Raw genomic sequence first — 19,718 nt, 5'->3', positions numbered from 1 at the left:
GGATTTCCGTTAGCCTATCTGGTTGCGGTGATCTGTCTGGCAAGCGGCGCAGTGCTGGAGGCGGCGCTCGGAACTTATGCGGGCAAAGGCAGCGGGGAGCTGGCGGCGTTTCGCATGCTGCAAAGCTCGTTTCGTCGCGGTGACGTGATCGTTGCTGACGCCTTGTACTGCCACTACTTTCTGATGGCCTCAATGATCGCCGCCGGGGTGGATGTCGTGATGGAACAGCATGGGGCGCGCCACACCGACTTTCGGCGCGGCAAGTCGCTGGGCACGCGCGATCACCTTGTGACGTGGCCCAAACCCCAGCAGTGTCCCGCCTGGATGACGCGTGAGCAGTACCAGGCCTTCCCCGATGAACTGACAATGCGCGAGTCCAGGCTGCATCACCAGGTGCTGGTCACCACGATGCTTGATGCACGCAAGACCCGCAAACAGGACCTCTCGCAGTTGTATGCCAGGCGCTGGAACGTGGAACTGGATCTACGTAACATCAAGACAACGATGGGCATGGATGTGCTGCATTGCCAAACGGCCCACATGAACGAGAAGGAGATCTGGGTCCATCTGCTGGCCTACAACGTAATCCGGCTGCTGATGGCCCAAGCCGCCAGCCACTACGCCACGGACCCGAGAGCACTGAGCTTCAAGCACACCGTGCAGCTATGGACTGAATGGCTGGCCAGAGGGCTGACGGCAACGCACGACCAGAGTCTCCTGTTCAGCCTGATCGCACAGTCCCGTGTTGGGAATCGCCCCGGTCGCATCGAACCACGAATGCGTAAACGTAGACCGAAGTCTTATCCATGGCTGAAAGAGCCTCGTCACATCGCTCGCGAGCGCGCCCGAAAATATGGGCACGCTCCTCGGGCTTAAGTAAGTGCCATTCCCGCTAGAGCCGGTACGCGGTATCGAGAACCCGAGCTGCCTCGTCGTAGACCCGCACCAGCGTTTCCTGTTTGCCGTAAGCGAGGTGAAAAACTACAGCGGCACCGCGAACGGTTCGGTCAGTGCCTACGCAATCGACCAGGCTACCGGGTCATTGCATCTGATCAACACGGTCAATTCGCAAGGCGCCGGACCGGTGTATCTGAGTCTGCATCCGAGCGGCCGCTTCCTGCTGGTCGCAAACTACAACAGCGGAAGCATCGCGGTATTTCCGGTGGCGAGCGACGGCACGTTGGGCGACGCCTCTTCCGTGCAACAGCCACAGGCCCCCGCAGGCGCGCAACACGCGGCAGAAGGCGTCCCTGGGAGCTTTGCAGTGAGCGACCATGACGGTTCGCACGCGCACAATATTGTGTCGTCGCCGGATGGGCGCTTTGTGATTTCGACTGACCTCGGTGTCGATCGGACCTATGTCTGGAAGTTCGATGAAGCTACTGGAAAGCTGTCGCCGAACGACCCACCGTTCGTCGCCGCTTCGGCAGGCGCGGGGCCGCGACATGTCGTGTTCCATCCAAGCGGCAGGTACCTGTACGAAGTCACCGAGGAAGCATCGACCCTGGTCTGCTACGCCTACGACAGCGCGCGCGGCGTGCTGACACAATTGCAATCCGTCTCCACGCTGCCAGCCGCCTACCAGGGCACGAGCTTCGCATCGGAAATTCTGCTTTCACACGACGGCCGCTTTATCTACGTGGCGAACCGTCTTCATGACACGATCGTCCAGTTTCGCGTGGGCACGGACGGCCATCTGACGCGCGTGGGTGAGATTCCGACCGGCGGCGATTATCCGCGGGTGATCAAGTTTGATCCGTCGGGCCGGTTCTTGTATTCACTGAATCAACGCAGCGATCACATCGCGATCTTTGCCGTCGATGCCGCCAGCGGCAAGCTTCGATTCACCGGCACCTACGTGGCGGTCGGGAGCCCATCGGATATTACCTTCGCGTCTCCGGCCAGCGCAGGACAGTAGCGCACAACACGCGGTCCGGACGCGCGGCGCATCGGGACTCCGGCGTCAAAGGCGCCATGCACCGATGCTCGGTAGACTGTGCTACTTGATTCAGAACAGTTTGCAGGAGAGCCGTACATGGACCGCATGACCGCGATGGAAACGTACGTCACCGTAGTCGACGCAGGTTCATTTTCTGCCGCGGCTCGCCGGCTGAAGCTGGGCCAGCCGGCGGTCTCGAAGTCGATAGCGCAACTCGAAGAGCATTTGGGCGCGCGACTCCTGCTCAGGTCAACGAGGGGCCTGACGCCAACGGATGCAGGCCAGCGATTCTACGAGCACGCCCGTCGTGCAATCGATGAAGCCGATCAGGCCGAGCAGTCAGTACGCGAATCGTCGGACGGGCTTTCGGGGCGCTTGCGCATTGGTGCGGCCGTCACGTTCGCACGGCTGCATGTTTTGCCCGCGCTCAAGACCTTTCTTGACCAGCATCCAAAACTCAGTATCGACATCATCCTCGACGATCGCTCTATCGATTTGCTCGAACAGGGCGTCGATGTCGCGCTTCGCATGGGGACGCTCGATGACTCGACCATGACTGCACGGCGCATCCTGCGTGGACGTCGACTGGTGGTGGGAACGCCGCGCTATTTTGCGGAAGCCGGCATTCCGACGACGCCTGCTGAACTGAGCCGGCACCAGGCGATCGTTTATTCGCTGCGAGGCGGCGGCGAGTCGTGGTCGTTCAGCCGCGATGATGGCTCCCAGGTCGCCGTGGTCGTTTCAGGCCGGGTAAGCGTGAGCGCTGCAGAAGGCATGCGCACTGCGGTGCTGGGGCATGTGGGTCTGGCGGTCGCGTCGGAATGGATGTTCTCCCCCGAACTCGCCGATGGCACCGTGCAAGCCGTTCTCACCGAATGGACGCTGCCGCCCATCGATGTCTGGGCAGTCTTTCCGTCCGGCCGCATGGCGACAACCAAGGCGCGGGCTTTCGTCGCTTTCGTCGAGCATCTGCTGGGTGAAGGGGGTGCTGGTACTGAATTCGACCGGTAATTTTCTTACGCCTTCGTAGCGGCCTTTTCGAGGACCGGGAACATGTCGCTCGGATCAGGGCGGCGCGTATAGTCCGGATTAACTTCGGAGTACAGCACGATACCGTCTTGCCCAATGATGTAGCGCGCGGGCATAGGCAGGGTCCAACTGGCATCGTCGTTGAACGACGGGAGATTATTTCCCAGGAGTTCGTATAAATCGACGAGGTACTCCGGCAGCCTGAAGCGCAGGCCGAATGCCGCGCTGATCTCGCCGCGGACATCGCTCAGCACCGGGAAGCTCAACCTGTTTTCGCGCACCGACTTGCGGTGATTAACCAGCGTCTGCGGCGAGATAGCGACCACGTTCGCGTTATGGGTGCGAATCCGCGGCAGCACTTCGTTGATCGCCTGAAGTTCAAGGTTGCCGTACGGACACCAACCTCCACGATAGAAGGTCACCACAAGCGGTCCCTGCGTGAGCAGATCGGCCGACGAGACGTCGTTAGCGTTCTGATCCTTCAGCGTGAATTGCGGCGCTCGGTCACCGGCCTTGATGGCGTGGCCAGCCTGACCGCTCGCAGCCAGTTCGGCAGTCGCGCGCGCCATGATGAGCTGGATTTCCGGCGGCTTGCCGGCCTTAGCCTTGAAGTTGGCCTTGAAAGCGTCGAGTCTGTCTTGCAGTGCCATCGCGAATCTCCTTGAGTGATTGAGGCTCTTGCGTACCGGCAAGGCGAACGGGTCGGCGCGTTACGCGCCCCGCTCACGATAGCCACACATTGAAGCGCTCAGGTCAGCAGCAGAAGACGTCTTCCCCGGATAACAGCTATTCCTCGCACATGACTACCGCGTGTCCCGCCACGAGCAGACGATACGCATCAACCAGTGCACGACTGCATTGGCGCACATGCAGCAATCGGCTAGCGCCTTCGCCTAAGCATGTGAGCGAACCTTTCAAAACACTATCGAGGTAATCATGACCCAAGCTCTTAAAGGCAAACTTGCACTCGTGACCGGCGCTTCTCGCGGCATTGGCGCGGCTATCGCAACCCGTCTCGCACGGGACGGCGCATCGGTGATCGTCCACTACGCATCGAGTCCGGAGCGTGCAGCGAACATCGTCAAGGCGATCCGCGATGCGGGCGGGGAGGCCGAAGCAGTCGGCGCCAATCTGGCAAAGCCCGAGGGTGTCAAGGCGCTGACTGATTCGTTGAATGGAGTCTTCGGCGGGAAGTTCGAAGGCCGGCTGGACATCCTCGTCAACAATGCAGGCACCGTCGAATACGGACCGTTCCTCGAGTCGTCGGATACGTCCTATGACACGCACTTCAATCTGAATGTGCGGGCGCCGATCGAACTGGCGAAGGACGCGGCGAAACGCATGATCAAGACGGGCTGGGGGCGCATCATTAATGTGGGCTCCGCTTTCGGTGAAGCTGCGCCGCTGCCGGGCGTAACGCTTTATATCGCGTCGAAATTCGCCATTCGCGGTTTCACACGCGGTCTTTCGCGCGAACTCGGGCAATTCGGTGTGACGGTCAATGCAGTTCAGCCCGGCCCGATCGACACCGAACTGGCTCCTCAGCCCGGAACGGAAGCGCATGCCACGATGACCAAACTCGCTAGCGTCGGCCGCTTCGGTAAGCCTGAAGAAATCGCGGCGGCAGTAGCGTATCTGGCGAGCCCGGAAGCAGGCTACACCACCGGCGAAAGTCTGACGGTCGATGGCGGGTGGATTGCCTGAGGAAGGGAAGAGCGGTTTCTTTAGCCTGATCTGAAGCGCGTGCGGGTGCGAAAGCATTTGCACGGCGCACCGGGCGTAATCGCTGGAATTCAGTAGACTGAGCGGTGTAGTCAGCGTGTTAGACCCTTCACCTATTTTTTCAGGAGCAACAAGCATGGCCACGTATATCGTTTTTACGCGAGAAAGCACACAGGACCAGTCCGAACTCGACACTTACCAGGCCAACGTGGGCGCGTCCTTTGCCGGTCATCCGCTGAAGGTTCTTGCCGCTTACGGACCGCAACAGGTGCTCGAAGGGTCGGCGCCTGAGGGCGTCGTTATTATCGAATTCCCGGATACCGCCTCTGCCCGTGCCTGGTATGACAGCCCGGCATATCAAACGGTCGTGCAGCATCGCTTCAAGGGCGCGACCTATCGGGCTGTTCTTGTCGAGGGAGTGTAGAACCTACGACGCGCAAACATGCACGGAGCATCTTGATTCGCTCACGCTCGTCATCCGCCCACCGGCTTTCATGTCGGTCGGCGGTTAGACGAAATTCTTTTTTGCCAAGCGTTCGTCCCGTTACAGGGATATCTAGGTCGGAATGAGCGGTAAGGCTACCATTCGCCGCAGATAATCAGGATGCCGAAGCGCTCTCAGTAGCGCAGTGGCTCCGACTCCGGCGTCACAGCTTTTGGAACCGGCCAAACAAGGTCATTTTGCGTTCGAAGCGCGCCGATGCTTGAGCCAGACGAGCCCGAACAACACAAGGCTAATGGTGGTAAGAATCGCGCCTGCGACCATGCAAATGGGAGTGAGCGCGGGGAAGAAGTCTCCGCTTTTGTCACGTGTGAAAGCCCAGGCGCCGCCATCAAGCATCAGCCCGCAAAATCCGGTGGCGACTGCAGGTTCGATGCCGCTAGACCCAGTCGGCAGTTTCCGAGGCAAGTCGGGTACCGGTTCGCGTTTAAAGGGTGACGTATTGGCGTGTGGCTCGTCAGCAGGGTGTTCTGAAGGCATGGCATTGGCGACATTGATCAAGGGTGCCAGTGTATAGCGGTAGCGACATCTTCGCGCGCTCGCAAACCAAGCGGGCTCAACTTTCCTGCGAAACACGAATGACTACTCCTTCGTCCCCGGCAAGGAGCAAGGTGGTTCCAGCGATCTGTTTACCCTCATGACCTTCCATGGTCGACAGCACCACGGTCCCTTGAGGTATTTCAATCGATGCATCCGTTCCGGCCATATTCAACGCGACGAAAAGCCGTTCACTGCCCACGTGTCGTTCATAGGTCAATACGTTAGCGCCCGCCATGACTCTTTCAATCGCTCCTTCCACCAAGGCCGGCTCGCTTCTGCGCAACGCTAGCAAGCGCTTATAAAACGTTAGCATCGACGATGTTGCGCGATCCTGATCAATGACGTTGACGCTATCACCACCGCTAACTGGCAACCACGGCACACCACTCGAAAACCCGGCTTTCGGTGATCCATCCCATTGCATGGGTGTCCGTTCAGGGTCACGACCCTGACCAATGCCAGGCTGTCGCAACTCGGCAGGATCCTGCACGCGATCGGGCGGGATCACCCCGTTAGTCATGCCGATTTCATCGCCGTAATAGAGCGTAGGCGTGCCGCGTAGCGTAAGCAGCAACATTGCCGCGACTCGCGCCTGGCGCGCGCCGATGCGTGTCGCGACACGCGGGTTGTCGTGATTGCCGAGCACCCAGTTTGGCCATGCATGCAAAGGCAGCGCATGGTCGTAGTCGGACACGATCCGCGCAATCTCCGCCGCGTTCCAGGGCGCGCCGATCAGCTGAAAGTTGAACGGCATGTTCGCGCCGTCGCCGTTCGGTCCGTAGTAGCTGACAAGCTGAGGCACGGGCAAATAAATCTCGCCAACCAACACACGTTCACCGTATTCGTCGAGCGTCGCGCGCATCGACCGGACGATGTCATGAACTTCAGGCTGATCTTCCGTATAGGTTTGCAGTTGCCGATGATGATCGGGCTCGCCCGCCTTGAACTCGGGGTTCGGCGGATTGTCGCGGAAGAGGGCATCCTTGATGAGCAGCCAAAGTACATCGACGCGAAAACCATCGACGCCCCGATCCAGCCAGAACCGCAACACGTCGTCCATTTCTTTGCGTACGTCGGCATTGCGCCAGTTGAGATCGGGCTGTTCGCGCAGGAACGCGTGATAGTAATATTGGCCCGTTAGGGCGTCCCATTCCCACGCTGAGCCGCCCATGCGGCTCAGCCAGTTGTTGGGAGGCCCGCCATCGGGCGCGGGATCGCGCCATAGGTACCAATCGCGCTTCGCGTTATCGCGTGATGATCGACTCTCGGTGAACCACGGATGTTTGTCGGAGGAATGATTGGGAACGAAGTCGAGCAAGACCTTCAGGCCCAATTCGTGCGCATGTGCGACGAGCCGGTCAAAGTCGCCGAGCGTCCCGAACACAGGCGCGATCGCGCAATAGTCGGCGACGTCGTAACCGAAGTCGACCATGGGCGATGGATAGACAGGCGAGATCCATACGGCGTCTACGCCAAGCGTGGCGAGGTATTCCAGGCGCGCCGTGATACCCGCAAGATCGCCGATGCCGTCGCCGTTTTCATCCTGGAAGGATCGCGGATAGACCTGATAGATCACCCCTCGCTGCCACCACGCCAATTTTGACATTTCGTTCCTCGAATGACCGCACAGGTTGGACCCAACGAGCAGGCTTAAATGCTAAACGATCTTTGGTACAAGAATGCAATCGTCTATTGCCTCTCGGTAGGCACGTTCATGGACGCAAACGGCGACGGCGTGGGTGACTTCCAGGGCCTTATCCGTCGCCTTGATTATCTGCAAGGCCTCGGCGTTACCACTATCTGGCTGATGCCGTTCCAGCCGTCGCCCGGCCTCGATGCCGGCTACGACATCTCCGACTATTACAACGTCGATCCCCGCTACGGCACGCTGGGCGATTTCGCCGAGTTCGCGCATGCGTGCCATCAACGCGGCTTGCGAGTCATGATCGATCTCGTGGTCAACCACACGTCCGATCAGCACGCATGGTTCCGCGAAGCACGTAGCGATCCTGACTCGAAATATCGCGACTGGTATGTATGGTCCGAGAAGAAACCACGCAACGCCAAGGATGGAATCGTGTTTCCGGGTGTTCAGAAATCGACGTGGACTTACGACAAGCGAGCGGCGCTTTGGTACTTCCATCGTTTCTACGATTTTCAACCGGACTTGAATACGGCCAACCCGCATGTCCAGGCGGAAATATTGAAGGTGATGGGTTTCTGGATTCAACTTGGCGTGTCGGGTTTCCGGATGGACGCAGTGCCCTTCGTGATATCGACGAAGGGGGTCAAGGTGACGAAGCCAGTCGAGCAGTACAACATGCTGCGCACTTTCCGCGAATTCCTGCAGTGGCGCAAGGGCGACGCGATCATCCTGGCGGAGGCGAATGTGTTGCCTGATACCGACCTGGAGTATTTCGGCGATGACGGCGAGCGTCTTCAGATGATGTTCAATTTCCAGGTCAACCAGAATACGTTCTACACGCTGGCGAGCGCGGATACGGCGCCGCTGAAGAAGGCGTTGCTGGCGACCAGGCCGCGCCCCGCAACGGCGCAATGGGGCGTGTTCTTGCGCAACCACGATGAACTCGATCTAGGCCGCCTGACGCCTGAGCAACGCGCCACGGTATTCGCGGCCTTTGGGCCGGATCCGGATATGCAGCTATACGACAGGGGCATCCGCAGAAGGATTGCGCCCATGCTGTCCGGCGACCGCCGTCGTCTTGAGCTTGCTTACAGTTTGATGCTGACGCTGCCGGGCACCCCCGTCTTCCGATACGGCGATGAGATTGGCATGGGCGACGATCTGCGCTTGCCGGAACGTGAATGCGCCCGCACGCCGATGCAATGGTCCAGCGAGCCCCACGGAGGCTTTACCAAGCACGCGCGGCCCGTTGCAAGAGTCATCTCGGGTGGTCCTTACGGTTACGAACGGGTCAACGTGGCCGATCAGCGGCGCGATCCCAACTCGTTCCTGAACTGGACGGAGCGCCTGATCCGCATGCGCCGCGAAGTCCCCGAAATCAGTTGGGGCGACTTCGCGGTTCTGCGTGCTTCCCGCAACGAGGTCCTCGCGTTGCGCTACGACTGGCGCAACAATTCGGTCTTGTGCCTGCACAACTTCAGCGCCGAGGCGTGCACCGTGAAATTCAGGTCGGGCTGTACGAATCCCGACGAGGACATGCTCGTCAACCTTCTATCCGACGACCACAGCCAAGTCGGAGATGATGGCCGCCATAGCGTTGTTCTCGAGCCTTACGGATATCGGTGGTATCGCGTGGGTGGGCTCGACTATTTGCTCAAGCGCAGCGAAGTCTAATGCGTGCAAGGTCATTTTTTGGCCGCCGATGTCCGGGAAAAGAACAAGACAACAGCGTATTCCCCGTCTCTTAAAGATTACCGGCTTAACCAGACGGTCGCATCACGCTGCCTGGTAGCGAGGTGCTGGCTTACCGGTCTGAGTAGCAGCAAATAGAGCAGCGCGGGCCGCGTCATACTTCTCCCACAGGCTTTCATCGGCTACCGACGGCCACGTGAGTTTTTCACTCCGGTCGAAGCCGACCAGCGCGGCGTCGACCATGTTCTCAGCACTCATTACGTTATCCTGATTAAGCGTGGACAGAGGTACACCGGCCAGATCCCAGATCTCCGTTGCCGTCGCGGATGGCAGTACGATCTGCAGCCTGACGCCCGTCTCCGCCAGTTCGGCCTGAAGCCCTCGGCTGAACGCCACCACATAGGCTTTGGTGCCGCTATAGACAGCGCTGAATGGCAAAGAGTGCACCGACAACGCCGAGGCAACGTTGATGATGTCGCCTTCATTGCGGGTGAGAAAACTGGGCAGAACGGCGTGCGTCAGCTGCGTTAGCGCTGTGATGTTGAGCGCGACTTGCGCCATCGAGTTGCTGACCGACGCTTGCGCAAGGGGGCTAAAGTGCGCAAGGCCGGCGTTGTTGACCAGCAAGCGCACGCTAGCGTCGTTAGCCAGCACGTTTTCGACCTTGGCAAGATCGGCTTCGTCAGCAAGGTCGGCGACCAGTGTCTGGACCTTGACGCCGTGAGATGCCGACAGCTTTTCTGATAGTGCCAACAAGCGGTCTGCACGTCGTGCGACCAGGATGAGATCATAGCCGCGTGCAGCCAGACGATCGGCGTATACCGCGCCAATGCCAGACGATGCGCCAGTTACCACAGCGGTTTTGTTGCTAGCGGCCATTGCATTTCTCCAAGTCATTAAATTGAGTGCTCAACTAAATTAATTGAGGGCTCAAGTATATGGGTTTATACTAGGTGCGTGTCAATGATTTTCTGCTCATCCTTACTTGCGTCATGGAAATGACGTCAAACGATATGAAGAAACGAACCGGACCGGCTTCCGTCCGCAGCGAAGTCCCCGTTAGCTATGAAGACCTCGTATGTACAAACACCGCGCTGCGGCGGGCCGCGCGGCGATTGGGCAACCTGTACGACGATGCGCTTGCTCCTACTGGATTGAAGGCGACACAGCTTGGCTTGCTGGCTGAGATCCATCGGTGGGGAAGCGCTAATGATGCTCAGGCGCCCACGCTTCAGGATCTGGCGGGCAAACTCGCCATTCAGATATCCGCTTTGACGCACGCGCTCCGGCCTTTGGTACGCGATGGTCTGGTGATGCTGCAGCCCGATGAGCAGGACGGGCGTACCAAGCGCGCGGCATTGACGGCCGTTGGTGACGCGCGGCTTGGTGAGGCGGCGGGGCACTGGTCGGCAGTGAATGAGCGGGTCGAGGCAGTGTTAGGCGCCGATTCCGCGGCCACGCTGCGTAAGTTGGCTGATCTGGTTGCGTCAGATGAATTTTTGGCGGCGTATAGCGATAGTCAGATGGGGTGAGGGTGCTGGGCGGTTGCGGTTGCTTGATGGTTTTAGAGGCGGTTTATGGTAGCGGCGGAGGGTAGTTGGGCGTCGATGTAACCGGTACCGTTCCGTCAATGAGCGGCCAGAAAAGGCGCGTCTGCCCGGCGTGTGGATCGGACGTTTGCGATACCTGGTGGTCGCGCTGCTACGAATGTCCGCCGGTATGAAATTGAGTGAGTCTTTTTAACAATCGCGCCCGTTCAACCAATGCCTCCGAAGCTGCCATTCGCGAACTGGGACGACCTCGCCACCGTCCTTTAAGCCCGACATTACACATAGCTGCCCACCCCGTTCCACCCCCCCCCGCCAAAGCATCGCGAGGACGAGCGCCACGCCCATCCTCCAAACCGCCCTAAACAATCCGATCCACCGCCTTCGCGAGCCTCGCCACCGCACCTCCAACGTCTTGCAGTTTGTCCAAGCCGAATAATCCGATGCGGAAGGTCTTGAAATCTTCGGGCTCGTCGCATTGCAGCGGAACGCCGGGCGCGATCTGCAAGCCGGCATCGGCGAACTTCTTGCCGGATCGGATTCCGTCATCGTCCGTGTAGCTGACCACAACGCCCGGGGCCTCGAATCCCTCAGCCGCCACGCTCTTAAAACCCTTGTCAGCAAGAAGTGAGCGAACGCGCTTGCCGAGTTCGAGCTGCTCCGCTCTGACTTTATCGAAGCCGTATGTCTCGGTTTCTTTCATGATGTCACGCAGGATAGCGAGACCGTCGGTGGGCATCGTGGCGTGATACGCGAACCCGCCGTTCTCGTACGCTTCCATGATCTGCAGCCATTTGCGAAGATCGCAAGCGAAACTAGTGCTAGTCGTGCCGTCGATTCTTTCGCGAGCGAGCGGACTAAGCATGACCAGCCCGCAGCACGGCGACGCGCTCCATCCCTTTTGCGGCGCGCTGAGCAGGACGTCAACGCCGCACTCCTTCATGTCGACCCAGACCGTGCCGGAGGCAATGCAATCCAGTACCAACATGCCGCCGACGGCATGCACAGCGTCGCCCACCGCGCGCAAATAAGCGTCCGGCAGCATGATCCCGGATGCGGTTTCAACGTGCGGCGCAAAGACCAGATCCGGCTTGTTTTCCTTGATCGCCGCGACCACATCTTCGACTGGCGGCGGTGCATAGGCAGCCTGTCTCCCTTGTGCGACCGGACGCGCCTTCAGCACGATCGATTCAGACGGAATGCCGCCCATGTCGAAAATCTGCGACCATCGAAAACTGAACCAGCCGTTGCGGATGATCAGACACTTCTTGTTCGTCGCGAACTGCCGCGCAACGGCTTCCATGCCGAATGTTCCGCTGCCGGGGACCACAACGGCCGACGTCGCGTTGTAGACCTTTTTCAGGGAACCGGAAATATCGCGCATGACTCCTTGAAAGAGCTGCGACATGTGATTGATTGATCGGTCGGTATAAACGACTGAATATTCGAGAAGTCCCTCGCGGTCGACATCGGGAAGTAATCCTGGCATGTTTGTCTCCGGTTATAGGCGAATATAAGCATCGAAAGCAGATTCTAACGAAGCCACCCGTGGCTGAGTTAAAAAGGATTTGGCATTTTTGCAGTTGTATCAGATCACGAATGCCGCTCGATCGGGACATTGTTTTATTCGTTGGTTCACGCATGAAGTTTTATGACGACGTTTTGCGAGACATGGCAATGAAGATAACGATTGCGTACATCGAAGAACCGCCGTTCGGCTGGACGGAAGCGGATCATGCTACCGGTGCTGACATTGATCTGGCGGGTACAGTGCTTCGCGCGATCGGAGTCACCCGGATCGAACATCACCTGACTACCTTCAGCGAACTGCTTCCTGGCGTCGAAGCCGGGCGCTGGGATATGAACGTTCCGCTTTTCGTTACACCTGAACGGGCCAGGCTAGTCGCATTCAGCTTGCCCGTATGGTCGATCGGAGACGGTTTCCTGGTTAAGGCCGGAAATCCGAAAGCGCTCACCAGTTATGCGTCACTCGCTAAACGCGATGATGCGCGCCTCGGCATCATTGCCGGTCAGGTCCAACACGATTCAGCGAGAGCGTCAGGCGTAAGGGATGACCAGATAACCATCTTCGAGCACCAAGCCGATGCTATTGAAGCGGTTCGCTCGGGGGCAATCGATGCGTATGCGAGCACCGCGTTGGGAAATCGCATTCTCGCGGACCGTATCGGCGGTTCGGTGCTTGATGCAGTCGAGCACGCGCCGGGAACGAACGGCGCGCAGCGAAATCTCCCGCTCGGAGCGTTCTCGTTTAGCAAGAAAAATAGCGCTCTGCTGAATGCGGTGAACGAACAAGTTCGTCTATATCTGGGCTCGCCAGACCATCGCGATCGCATGGCAAAATTTGGCCTCACACGCAACGAGATCGATCCCGCTCTTGTCCGTTGAACTTCAAGAGCGGCCTTGGCTTGCGCGTTCAGCAGTCAGCGGACCGCTCGCTGCTGCCGCAAAATCTTCACAAAGTTCAGCACTGTCGGTGACTTTTCGCGCGACCGATGGATCAACGCGATACCGGTCGAAAGCGGCTTCCCCTGCAGCGCGTGATACGACACGCCTTCAACCTGGATCTGCCGGATCGACGCGGGAACCACGGCAACGCCGAATCCCGCCGCAACCAGATTCGCCGCCGACGATATCTGCGGCGACTCCATTCCTATCGAGGGCGCGAATCCGGCTTCGCGGCATGCACTGATGATCGAGTCGTATAGATCCGGCCCGATCGGCCGCGGAAAGAGAATGAACGGATCGTCCGCAAGGTTTGCCAGATCAACGTGCCGTCGCCGGTTCAAGCGGTGATTCGCCGGCAGCACCGCCAACATGTCTTCATCGACAAGCGGTTCGACGATCAGATCCCGGCAGTTCAACGGCATGCGCACCAGGGCGGCGTCGATTTGCCGCTCGGCGACCCGGTCGAGCAACAGCGAGCTATTGCTCTCCTCACAACTGATCGCGACGTGCTCATAGGCATGCCGATACTTCTGCATCGTTGCCGCGACCTTGGGATGAAACACAGTAGAACCCGCGAAACCGAGCGATAGACGTCCCGTCTCTCCACGTCCCGCGTTCTGTACTTCAACGAATGCCTGCTGCGCGTCCTCGACAATGCGCCGCGCGCTCTCGCGAAAGAGCCGTCCGGCTTCGGTCAATTCCACGCGGCGTGGATGCCTGACAAAGAGCGGTGTGCCGATCTCCCGTTCGAGCTTCAGGATCTGCTGGCTCAAGGGAGGCTGGGCAATTCCCAGATGCGCGGCAGCATCGGTGAAATGCAGGTGCTCGGCCACGGCGAGGAAGTAACGCAACTGACGAAATTCCATATTTTTTTCGTCTCCAAAAAGCATCTTCAAGATATTGGACTAATGACCCGCCTGATTTTAACCTTTGCTTCAACCTGATGCGCCAAGAGGCCGCACGCTAAGCGGCTAGACGAAGTGGCTGCGCGTCACGCTTAAATTTTTCCTCAGGAGATTTCGATGTCAGCAACGCGCGCACCCCTGGCCACTCTTCCGGCCGACTCGGCCCATAGGTTGATTGCGGATCTTCGCAACATCGTCGGCGAGAAGCACACCCTGACGGATGACAGCGCAACCCGCCGCTACCGGACGGGTTTTCGGTTTGGCGCAGGCAAGGCGCTCGCGGTGGTATGTCCCGGCACGATTGTCGAACAATGGAAGGTGCTGCAGGCGTGCATCGCGACGAATGTGATTGTCATCACGCAAGCGTCGAACACGGGGCTCACGGGTGGTTCGACACCCGATGGCGACGACTATGATCGGGACATCGTGATCGTCAGCACGAGCCGCATGAAGAAGGTGTACGTGATCAACGACGGCGAGCAGGTCGTCTGCCTTCCCGGGGCCACGCTCGACCAGCTGGAAAGAATGCTGAAGCCCCTTGGCCGCGAGCCGCATTCGGTGATTGGCTCAAGCTGTATAGGCGCGTCAGTATTCGGCGGTGTCTGCAACAACTCGGGCGGTGCATTGGTGCATCGCGGCCCGGCGTATACGGAAATGGCCGTATTCGCGCAGGTCGATGCGGCAGGCCGGCTCAGCCTCGTCAATCATCTGGGAATCGATCTCGGCGAAACGCCCGACAGCATCCTTGGCCGGCTTGAGCGCGGCGAGTTTTCGGAAGCCGATATCCGGCACGATGCAGGCGCTGGATCGGACCACGGCTACGCGACTCACGTGCGCGAGATCGATGCCGATACCCCCGCGCGCTTCAATGCAGACCCACAGCGTCTCCATGAAGCGTCAGGCTCGGCCGGCAAGGTGATGGTGTTCGCGGTACGGCTCGACACGTTTCCGATCGAGCAGAACGCGAAGGTTTTTTATATCGGCACCAACCGGCCCGACGAGCTCACCGAGATCCGCCGTCACGCGTTACACGAATTCAAACACCTGCCGATCTCGGGGGAATACCTTCATCGTGACGCCTTTAATATTGCTGAGGAGTACGGCAAAGATACCTTTCTTGCAATCAATTATCTTGGCACGTCGCGGCTGCCTGCGCTGTTCGGCCTAAAAAGCCGTTTCGATGCGCTGTTCGATCGCCTCGGCTTTTTTCCTTCGCATTTCACCGATCGCGTCATGCAGGCTGCGAGCCGGCTGTTTCCAAGCCATCTGCCGCCGCGCATGAAACAGTACCGTGACAAGTACGAGCATCACCTGATGCTTAAGGTGACGGCAGAAAGTGTCGAAGAAACGTGCGCTTTTCTCTCAAGCTATTTCCAAAGCGAAAGCGCGACGGGCGGTTATTTCGAATGCACCGAGGGAGAGGGCAACAAAGCGTTCTTGCATCGCTTTGCTGCCGCCGGCGCCGCGGTCCGCTATCGCGCCGTGCACAGCCGGGAAGTGGAGAACATCGTTGCACTCGACGTTGCACTGCGCCGCAACGATCGCGACTGGATCGAGACGCTGCCGCCCGATATTGAAGAGACGATCTCTATCAAGCTGTATTACGGCCACTTCCTGTGCCATGTGTTCCATCAGGATTACATCGTCAAGAAGGGCAACGACTGCCTCGAAGTCGAACACAAGATGTGGACGCTGCTGGACCGCCGGGGTGCAGAATATCCGGCGGAACATAACGTTGGTCATCTGTACCATGCGAAGCCCCAGCTTGCGGCCTTCTATCAAAAGCTCGACCCTTGCAACTGTTTCAACCCGGGGATCGGACAGATGTCGAAGTTCGCGAAGTATCGGGAAGTGGAGGCCGAGGCGAGTCGCATCAACTTCGAATGACTCAGATGCGACAAGCCGGCAAACGAGGTGGTTCAGGACAACCGCTTTTCCAGCGCTTCGATTGCTTTAGCTACGCCCTCACCATATTTCGGGTCGGCCATTTTGCAATGCTCGATATGGAGTTGCTGGACAGGTGCCGACACGCCTTTCATCGCGCGCGCGGTATTGTCGAACAGCGCCTGTTGTTGTTCCGCGGTCATGCTGCGGAATAAATTGCCAGGCTGAGAGTAGTAGTCGTCATCGACGCGGTGATTCCAGTGGTCAGCCGCGCCCTCAAGCGCCAGCGGAGGCTCACGGAAATCGGGTTGCTCCTGCCACTCGCCGCGAGTGTTTGGCTCATAGGGCGTGGCGCCGCCCATATTCGCATCGACACGCATCACGCCATCACGGTGATAGCTGTGGACGTAACGGGCGCCGCGCGGCGCATTCACGGGTATTTGATGGTAATTGACGCTCAGGCGGTAGCGTTGAGCATCCCCGTAGGCGAAGAGTCGTCCTTGAAGCATTTTGTCGGGTGAGAAGCTGATGCCTGGAACCACATTGGCCGGCGAAAAGGCGGCTTGTTCAACGTCGGCGAAATGATTTTCCGGATTGCGGTTCAACTCCATCACGCCGACATCGATCAGTGGGTAATCGCTCTTGGGCCAGACCTTTGTCAGATCGAACGGATTGAGATGGTAACTGGCTGCATCTTTTTCCGGCATGATCTGGATCGACAGCGTCCACCTCGGAAAATCGCCGCGTTCGATTGATTCATACAGATCGCGATGGTGCGTCTCACGATCGCGTCCTGCGGCAGCTTCAGCTTCTGCATCGGTCAGGTTCGCAATGCCTTGCTGCGTCCGAAAATGGAACTTTACCCAGAAGCGTTCGTTCGCTGCGTTGATGAAGCTGTAGGTGTGACTGCCGAAACCGTGCATATGCCGGAAGGTTTTTGGCAGACCGCGATCGCTCATTACTATGGTGACCTGATGCAGCGCTTCGGGAAGCTGTGTCCAAAAGTCCCAATTGTTTTCCGCGCTGCGCAAGCCGGTGCGAGGGTCGCGCTTGATCGCGTGATTCAGATCGGGAAACTTCAACGGATCGCGCAGGAAAAACACGGGAGTGTTGTTTCCAACAAGATCCCAGTTGCCTTGTTCCGTGTAGAACTTCATGGAGAAGCCGCGAATGTCGCGCTCCGCGTCGGCCGCGCCCCGTTCTCCCGCTACCGTCGAGAAACGCGTGAACATTTCGGTCGTCTTTCCGACTTCTGAAAAAATACTGGCCTTGGTGTATCGGGTGATGTCATGCGTGATGGTGAAGGTACCAAACGCACCGGATCCCTTGGCGTGCATGCGCCGTTCGGGAATGACCTCTCGGTCAAAATGCGCCAGTTTTTCGAGGAACCATACGTCATCGAGTAATGCAGGACCACGCGGTCCCGCTGTTTTTATGTTCTGGTTATCTGCGACCGGCGCACCAAATGCAGTGGTTAATTTGTTCACGATAGATCCTGAGAGGGTTAGCGTTGCTTGAGTCGAGGCAAAAGCTCCATGCATCCTGTCGACTGATAGCAATGCGATCGCTTGGTTGAAACTTAGTATGCGATCCCGTCTTGAGCACGACAACGCCGCACTTACGGCGAATACTGCCAACCATACGATGAGTTCTGCCACTGCCCTGTCTGCGTGTTGCCGACAGAGGCCTGGACGAACCTTAAGAGGATCCGGCTTGGGTTCCTAACCCGATTGCGCCATGTGGAACGCTGTCATGTGTGCTTGCCCCGTTCAGCCTTCTTACCCGACCGGCGCCCTCAAAGTTGGCGCAATCGGATTAGAGATCTGCTCGCAACGCTCCTAAGATTTGTCCATCGCATCCACTTCGGCTGCAAGGTTCATCTCACAGGAGTTCATCGCATGTCTTCAGTCTGGCTCATCACAGGAAGTTCACGTGGCCTCGGCCGTGCATTGGCGGAAGCGGTGCTTGCCGCTGGACATCGTCTCGTTGCGACCGCACGGAATCCGGCAGATCTCGCACCGCTTGTCGAACAATACGGCGACAAGGTGCGGGCAGTATCGTTAGATGTAACCGATCCGGTCTCGGCCCGGGCAGCAATCAAGGAGGCGGTCGATGCTTTCGGGCGGCTCGATGTGCTGGTCAACAACGCCGGTTACGGGAATGTCGCTTCGATCGAGGAGGGCGATGACGATGACTTCCGGGCACAGATCGAGACGAACTTCTTTGGCGTGGCGAATGTCACGCGCGCCGCGATCCCCGTCATGCGCGGTCAGGGAGCGGGCCACATCCTGCAGATTTCCTCTATTGGCGGTCGTGCTGGCTCACCCGGTCTTGCCGCTTATCAGTCTGCAAAGTGGGCAGTGGAGGGATATTCCGAAGTCCTCGCAAAAGAAGTCGGACCGCTTGGGATCAAGGTCACGATCGTGGAACCTGGCGGCTTCCGTACGGACTGGGCCGGCTCGTCGATGTCGGTGGTCCAGCCAGGAGAGGCTTATCGTGAATCCATTGGTGCCTTCCTGGCGTTTCGTGAACTCGTCAAGCCGATCGGCGACCCGAAGAAAGCTGCGCTTGCAATCTTGAAGATCGCGGGTCTTGAAACACCCCCGCTGCGGCTGCTGTTGGGAACAGATGCAGTGATGATTGCCAGCATGGTCAATAAGGCTCAAGCTGCGGGTGACGCGCAGTGGAAGGACTTAAGTCTGTCAACCGATGCGGACGACGCGGACATCGAGGCGCTCGTTTCGTTGTTGAAAAAGATTGGCTTAACTCAGGAGCGGGCGGCGTAAATGGCGACGAAACCCAATGTGCGCGTTCAGTCCGACACAGTGCCGCTTAGCGTAGCGCTTCTGGCCCGCCTTGACGCCCTTGGGATCGATGTTGCCCGCGTGCTCGAGATAGCCCGCGTGCCACAGCCGACGTCGTCGGTTGCGGTTCTTCACCTCGATACACAGCGTTTTTTCGCGGTATGGGCGGCAATCGGAGAGGTGAGTGCGGACGAGGAGATTGGTATTCGCATTGGCAGTGAGGCGTTTGAAGGCAAACTCGATTTGGCGTCCCTGTGCGCGCTGCATTCGCGGGACCTATCGGATGCGTTCAGGAAACTCTCCCGTTACAAGCGTCTCACCTGCCCGGAGGATGTCCGGGTGGACGTGACTGAGGGCGAAGCTGCCGTTACGTTTCACTGGCTTCTTGCGGATGCATCTGCACCGGATCTGCTTGTTGACGCTATTTTTGCATCCACCGTCAAGTTGGCAGGACGGGCTTCCGGTGGGGCGATTACGCCGAAGCGCATAGAGCTGGCCCGTCGGACGAAGGGGCAAAAACGCCTTGCACGTCATTTCAAATGCGACATAAGATTCGATGCACCTATAGACGCGCTCGTCTTTTCATCGACCGATATGAAGACGCCATTCATCACGCATGACGAGAGCCTGGTTCATGAACTAGTGCCTGGACTGGATGCGGAGCTTGCGTCTATCTCAAAGCACGAATCGTTCGATGGACAAGTCGACGCGGCGCTTCTTCGCGGACTGCGTGGACAGCGGCCAAGCGTTGAAACGCTTGCGGCGGAACTCGCCGTCAGTCCGCGAACGCTGCAGCGGCGACTTGCTCAGAATGGAACCTACTATCAGGAACGGCTTGACGCGGTGAGGCAGCGCGTCGCTCATCGATTGCTGGCGAATACCAACCTGGATCTTGGCGAGATAGCTTGGTTCCTGGGCTTCGAGGAGTTGAATTCATTTTCTCGTAGTTTCAATCAATGGGAAGGTGTCACGCCGCATCGTTGGCGTATTCAGAAAACCGGTGCTGAACCTACGCTCGCGTCATAAAAGCGACCGGTCTTTTC

17 protein-coding genes are annotated in these 19,718 nt (G+C 58.5%); 11 read left to right on the top strand and 6 right to left on the bottom strand.

The features are described from left to right. The 3 genes from ACMX25_RS13700 to ACMX25_RS13690 form a co-directional block, all read left to right on the top strand. On the top strand, positions 1-876 hold an 876-nt coding region (locus ACMX25_RS13700; RefSeq protein ID WP_414949048.1), incomplete at its 5' end, for an IS4 family transposase. 4 nt (positions 877-880) lie between these two features. Then, a complete protein-coding gene (locus ACMX25_RS13695; protein WP_414950476.1) occupies positions 881-1,918 on the top strand; it encodes a lactonase family protein in 1,038 nt (345 codons plus the stop codon). A gap of 117 nt (positions 1,919-2,035) precedes the next feature. Then, positions 2,036-2,950, top strand: a complete 915-nt coding sequence (locus ACMX25_RS13690; RefSeq protein ID WP_414950475.1) for a LysR family transcriptional regulator — start codon at positions 2,036-2,038, stop codon at positions 2,948-2,950. 5 nt (positions 2,951-2,955) lie between these two features. Here the strand turns inward: ACMX25_RS13690 and ACMX25_RS13685 are convergent, their stop codons facing one another. Beyond that, positions 2,956-3,618: a peroxiredoxin-like family protein gene (locus tag ACMX25_RS13685; protein WP_414950474.1), complete on the bottom strand. Its 663-nt coding sequence runs from the start codon at positions 3,616-3,618 to the stop codon at positions 2,956-2,958. A 286-nt stretch (positions 3,619-3,904) separates the two neighbouring features. On the opposite strand from ACMX25_RS13685, the gene ACMX25_RS13680 reads away from it, so the two are divergent. Both ACMX25_RS13680 and ACMX25_RS13675 read left to right on the top strand, forming a co-directional pair. Beyond that, positions 3,905-4,672: an SDR family NAD(P)-dependent oxidoreductase gene (locus ACMX25_RS13680; RefSeq protein ID WP_414950473.1), complete on the top strand. Its 768-nt coding sequence runs from the start codon at positions 3,905-3,907 to the stop codon at positions 4,670-4,672. 154 nt (positions 4,673-4,826) lie between these two features. Continuing rightward, a complete protein-coding gene (locus ACMX25_RS13675; protein ID WP_414950472.1) occupies positions 4,827-5,114 on the top strand; it encodes a DUF1330 domain-containing protein in 288 nt (95 codons plus the stop codon). A gap of 634 nt (positions 5,115-5,748) precedes the next feature. Here ACMX25_RS13675 and ACMX25_RS13670 read toward each other — a convergent pair. Then, positions 5,749-7,338: an alpha-amylase family glycosyl hydrolase gene (locus ACMX25_RS13670; RefSeq protein ID WP_414950471.1), complete on the bottom strand. Its 1,590-nt coding sequence runs from the start codon at positions 7,336-7,338 to the stop codon at positions 5,749-5,751. 48 nt (positions 7,339-7,386) lie between these two features. Here ACMX25_RS13670 and ACMX25_RS13665 point away from each other — a divergent pair, with 48 nt between their 5' ends. Next, entirely contained in the window at positions 7,387-9,051 is a 1,665-nt protein-coding gene (locus ACMX25_RS13665) for an alpha-amylase family protein (RefSeq protein WP_414950470.1), read from the top strand. A 102-nt stretch (positions 9,052-9,153) separates the two neighbouring features. On the opposite strand, the gene ACMX25_RS13660 is transcribed toward ACMX25_RS13665, so the two are convergent. After that, positions 9,154-9,948, bottom strand: coding sequence for an SDR family NAD(P)-dependent oxidoreductase (locus ACMX25_RS13660; RefSeq protein WP_414950469.1), 795 nt, complete (start codon positions 9,946-9,948; stop codon positions 9,154-9,156). A 134-nt stretch (positions 9,949-10,082) separates the two neighbouring features. On the opposite strand from ACMX25_RS13660, the gene ACMX25_RS13655 reads away from it, so the two are divergent. Beyond that, entirely contained in the window at positions 10,083-10,601 is a 519-nt protein-coding gene (locus ACMX25_RS13655; protein WP_414950468.1) for a MarR family winged helix-turn-helix transcriptional regulator, read from the top strand. A gap of 376 nt (positions 10,602-10,977) precedes the next feature. Here the strand turns inward: ACMX25_RS13655 and ACMX25_RS13650 are convergent, their stop codons facing one another. After that, the gene (locus ACMX25_RS13650) at positions 10,978-12,105 is read right to left on the bottom strand and encodes an aminotransferase class V-fold PLP-dependent enzyme (protein ID WP_414950467.1); all 1,128 of its coding nucleotides are present in this window, start codon (positions 12,103-12,105) and stop codon (positions 10,978-10,980) included. A gap of 188 nt (positions 12,106-12,293) precedes the next feature. Between ACMX25_RS13650 and ACMX25_RS13645 the strand changes: the two genes are divergently transcribed. After that, the gene (locus ACMX25_RS13645) at positions 12,294-13,022 is read left to right on the top strand and encodes a transporter substrate-binding domain-containing protein (protein ID WP_414950466.1); all 729 of its coding nucleotides are present in this window, start codon (positions 12,294-12,296) and stop codon (positions 13,020-13,022) included. Positions 13,023-13,057: 35 nt separating this feature from the next. Here ACMX25_RS13645 and ACMX25_RS13640 read toward each other — a convergent pair whose 3' ends face one another. After that, positions 13,058-13,948, bottom strand: coding sequence for a LysR family transcriptional regulator (locus tag ACMX25_RS13640; protein WP_414950465.1), 891 nt, complete (start codon positions 13,946-13,948; stop codon positions 13,058-13,060). A gap of 156 nt (positions 13,949-14,104) precedes the next feature. Here ACMX25_RS13640 and dld point away from each other — a divergent pair, with 156 nt between their 5' ends. After that, a complete protein-coding gene (gene dld / locus ACMX25_RS13635; RefSeq protein WP_414950464.1) occupies positions 14,105-15,874 on the top strand; it encodes a D-lactate dehydrogenase in 1,770 nt (589 codons plus the stop codon). 32 nt (positions 15,875-15,906) lie between these two features. Here dld and ACMX25_RS13630 read toward each other — a convergent pair whose 3' ends face one another. Then, the gene (locus tag ACMX25_RS13630; protein WP_414950489.1) at positions 15,907-17,412 is read right to left on the bottom strand and encodes a catalase; all 1,506 of its coding nucleotides are present in this window, start codon (positions 17,410-17,412) and stop codon (positions 15,907-15,909) included. Positions 17,413-17,769: 357 nt separating this feature from the next. Between ACMX25_RS13630 and ACMX25_RS13625 the strand changes: the two genes are divergently transcribed. Further along, positions 17,770-18,657 carry an oxidoreductase gene (locus ACMX25_RS13625; protein ID WP_414950463.1) on the top strand — a complete coding sequence of 296 codons (888 nt, stop codon included), beginning with the start codon at positions 17,770-17,772 and terminating at the stop codon, positions 18,655-18,657. After that, on the top strand, positions 18,658-19,701 hold the full coding sequence (locus ACMX25_RS13620) for an AraC family transcriptional regulator (protein WP_414950462.1): 1,044 nt from the start codon (positions 18,658-18,660) through the stop codon (positions 19,699-19,701). It abuts the gene before it with no gap. The last annotated feature ends 17 nt before the right edge of the window (positions 19,702-19,718 follow it).

It is taken from the genome of Caballeronia eucalypticola, assembly GCF_047608185.1.
In the GTDB taxonomy this organism is placed as follows: Bacteria; Pseudomonadota; Gammaproteobacteria; order Burkholderiales; family Burkholderiaceae; genus Caballeronia.
Note: the sequence above shows the minus strand (reverse complement) of the source record. Positions and strands in the feature narration are given on the sequence as shown.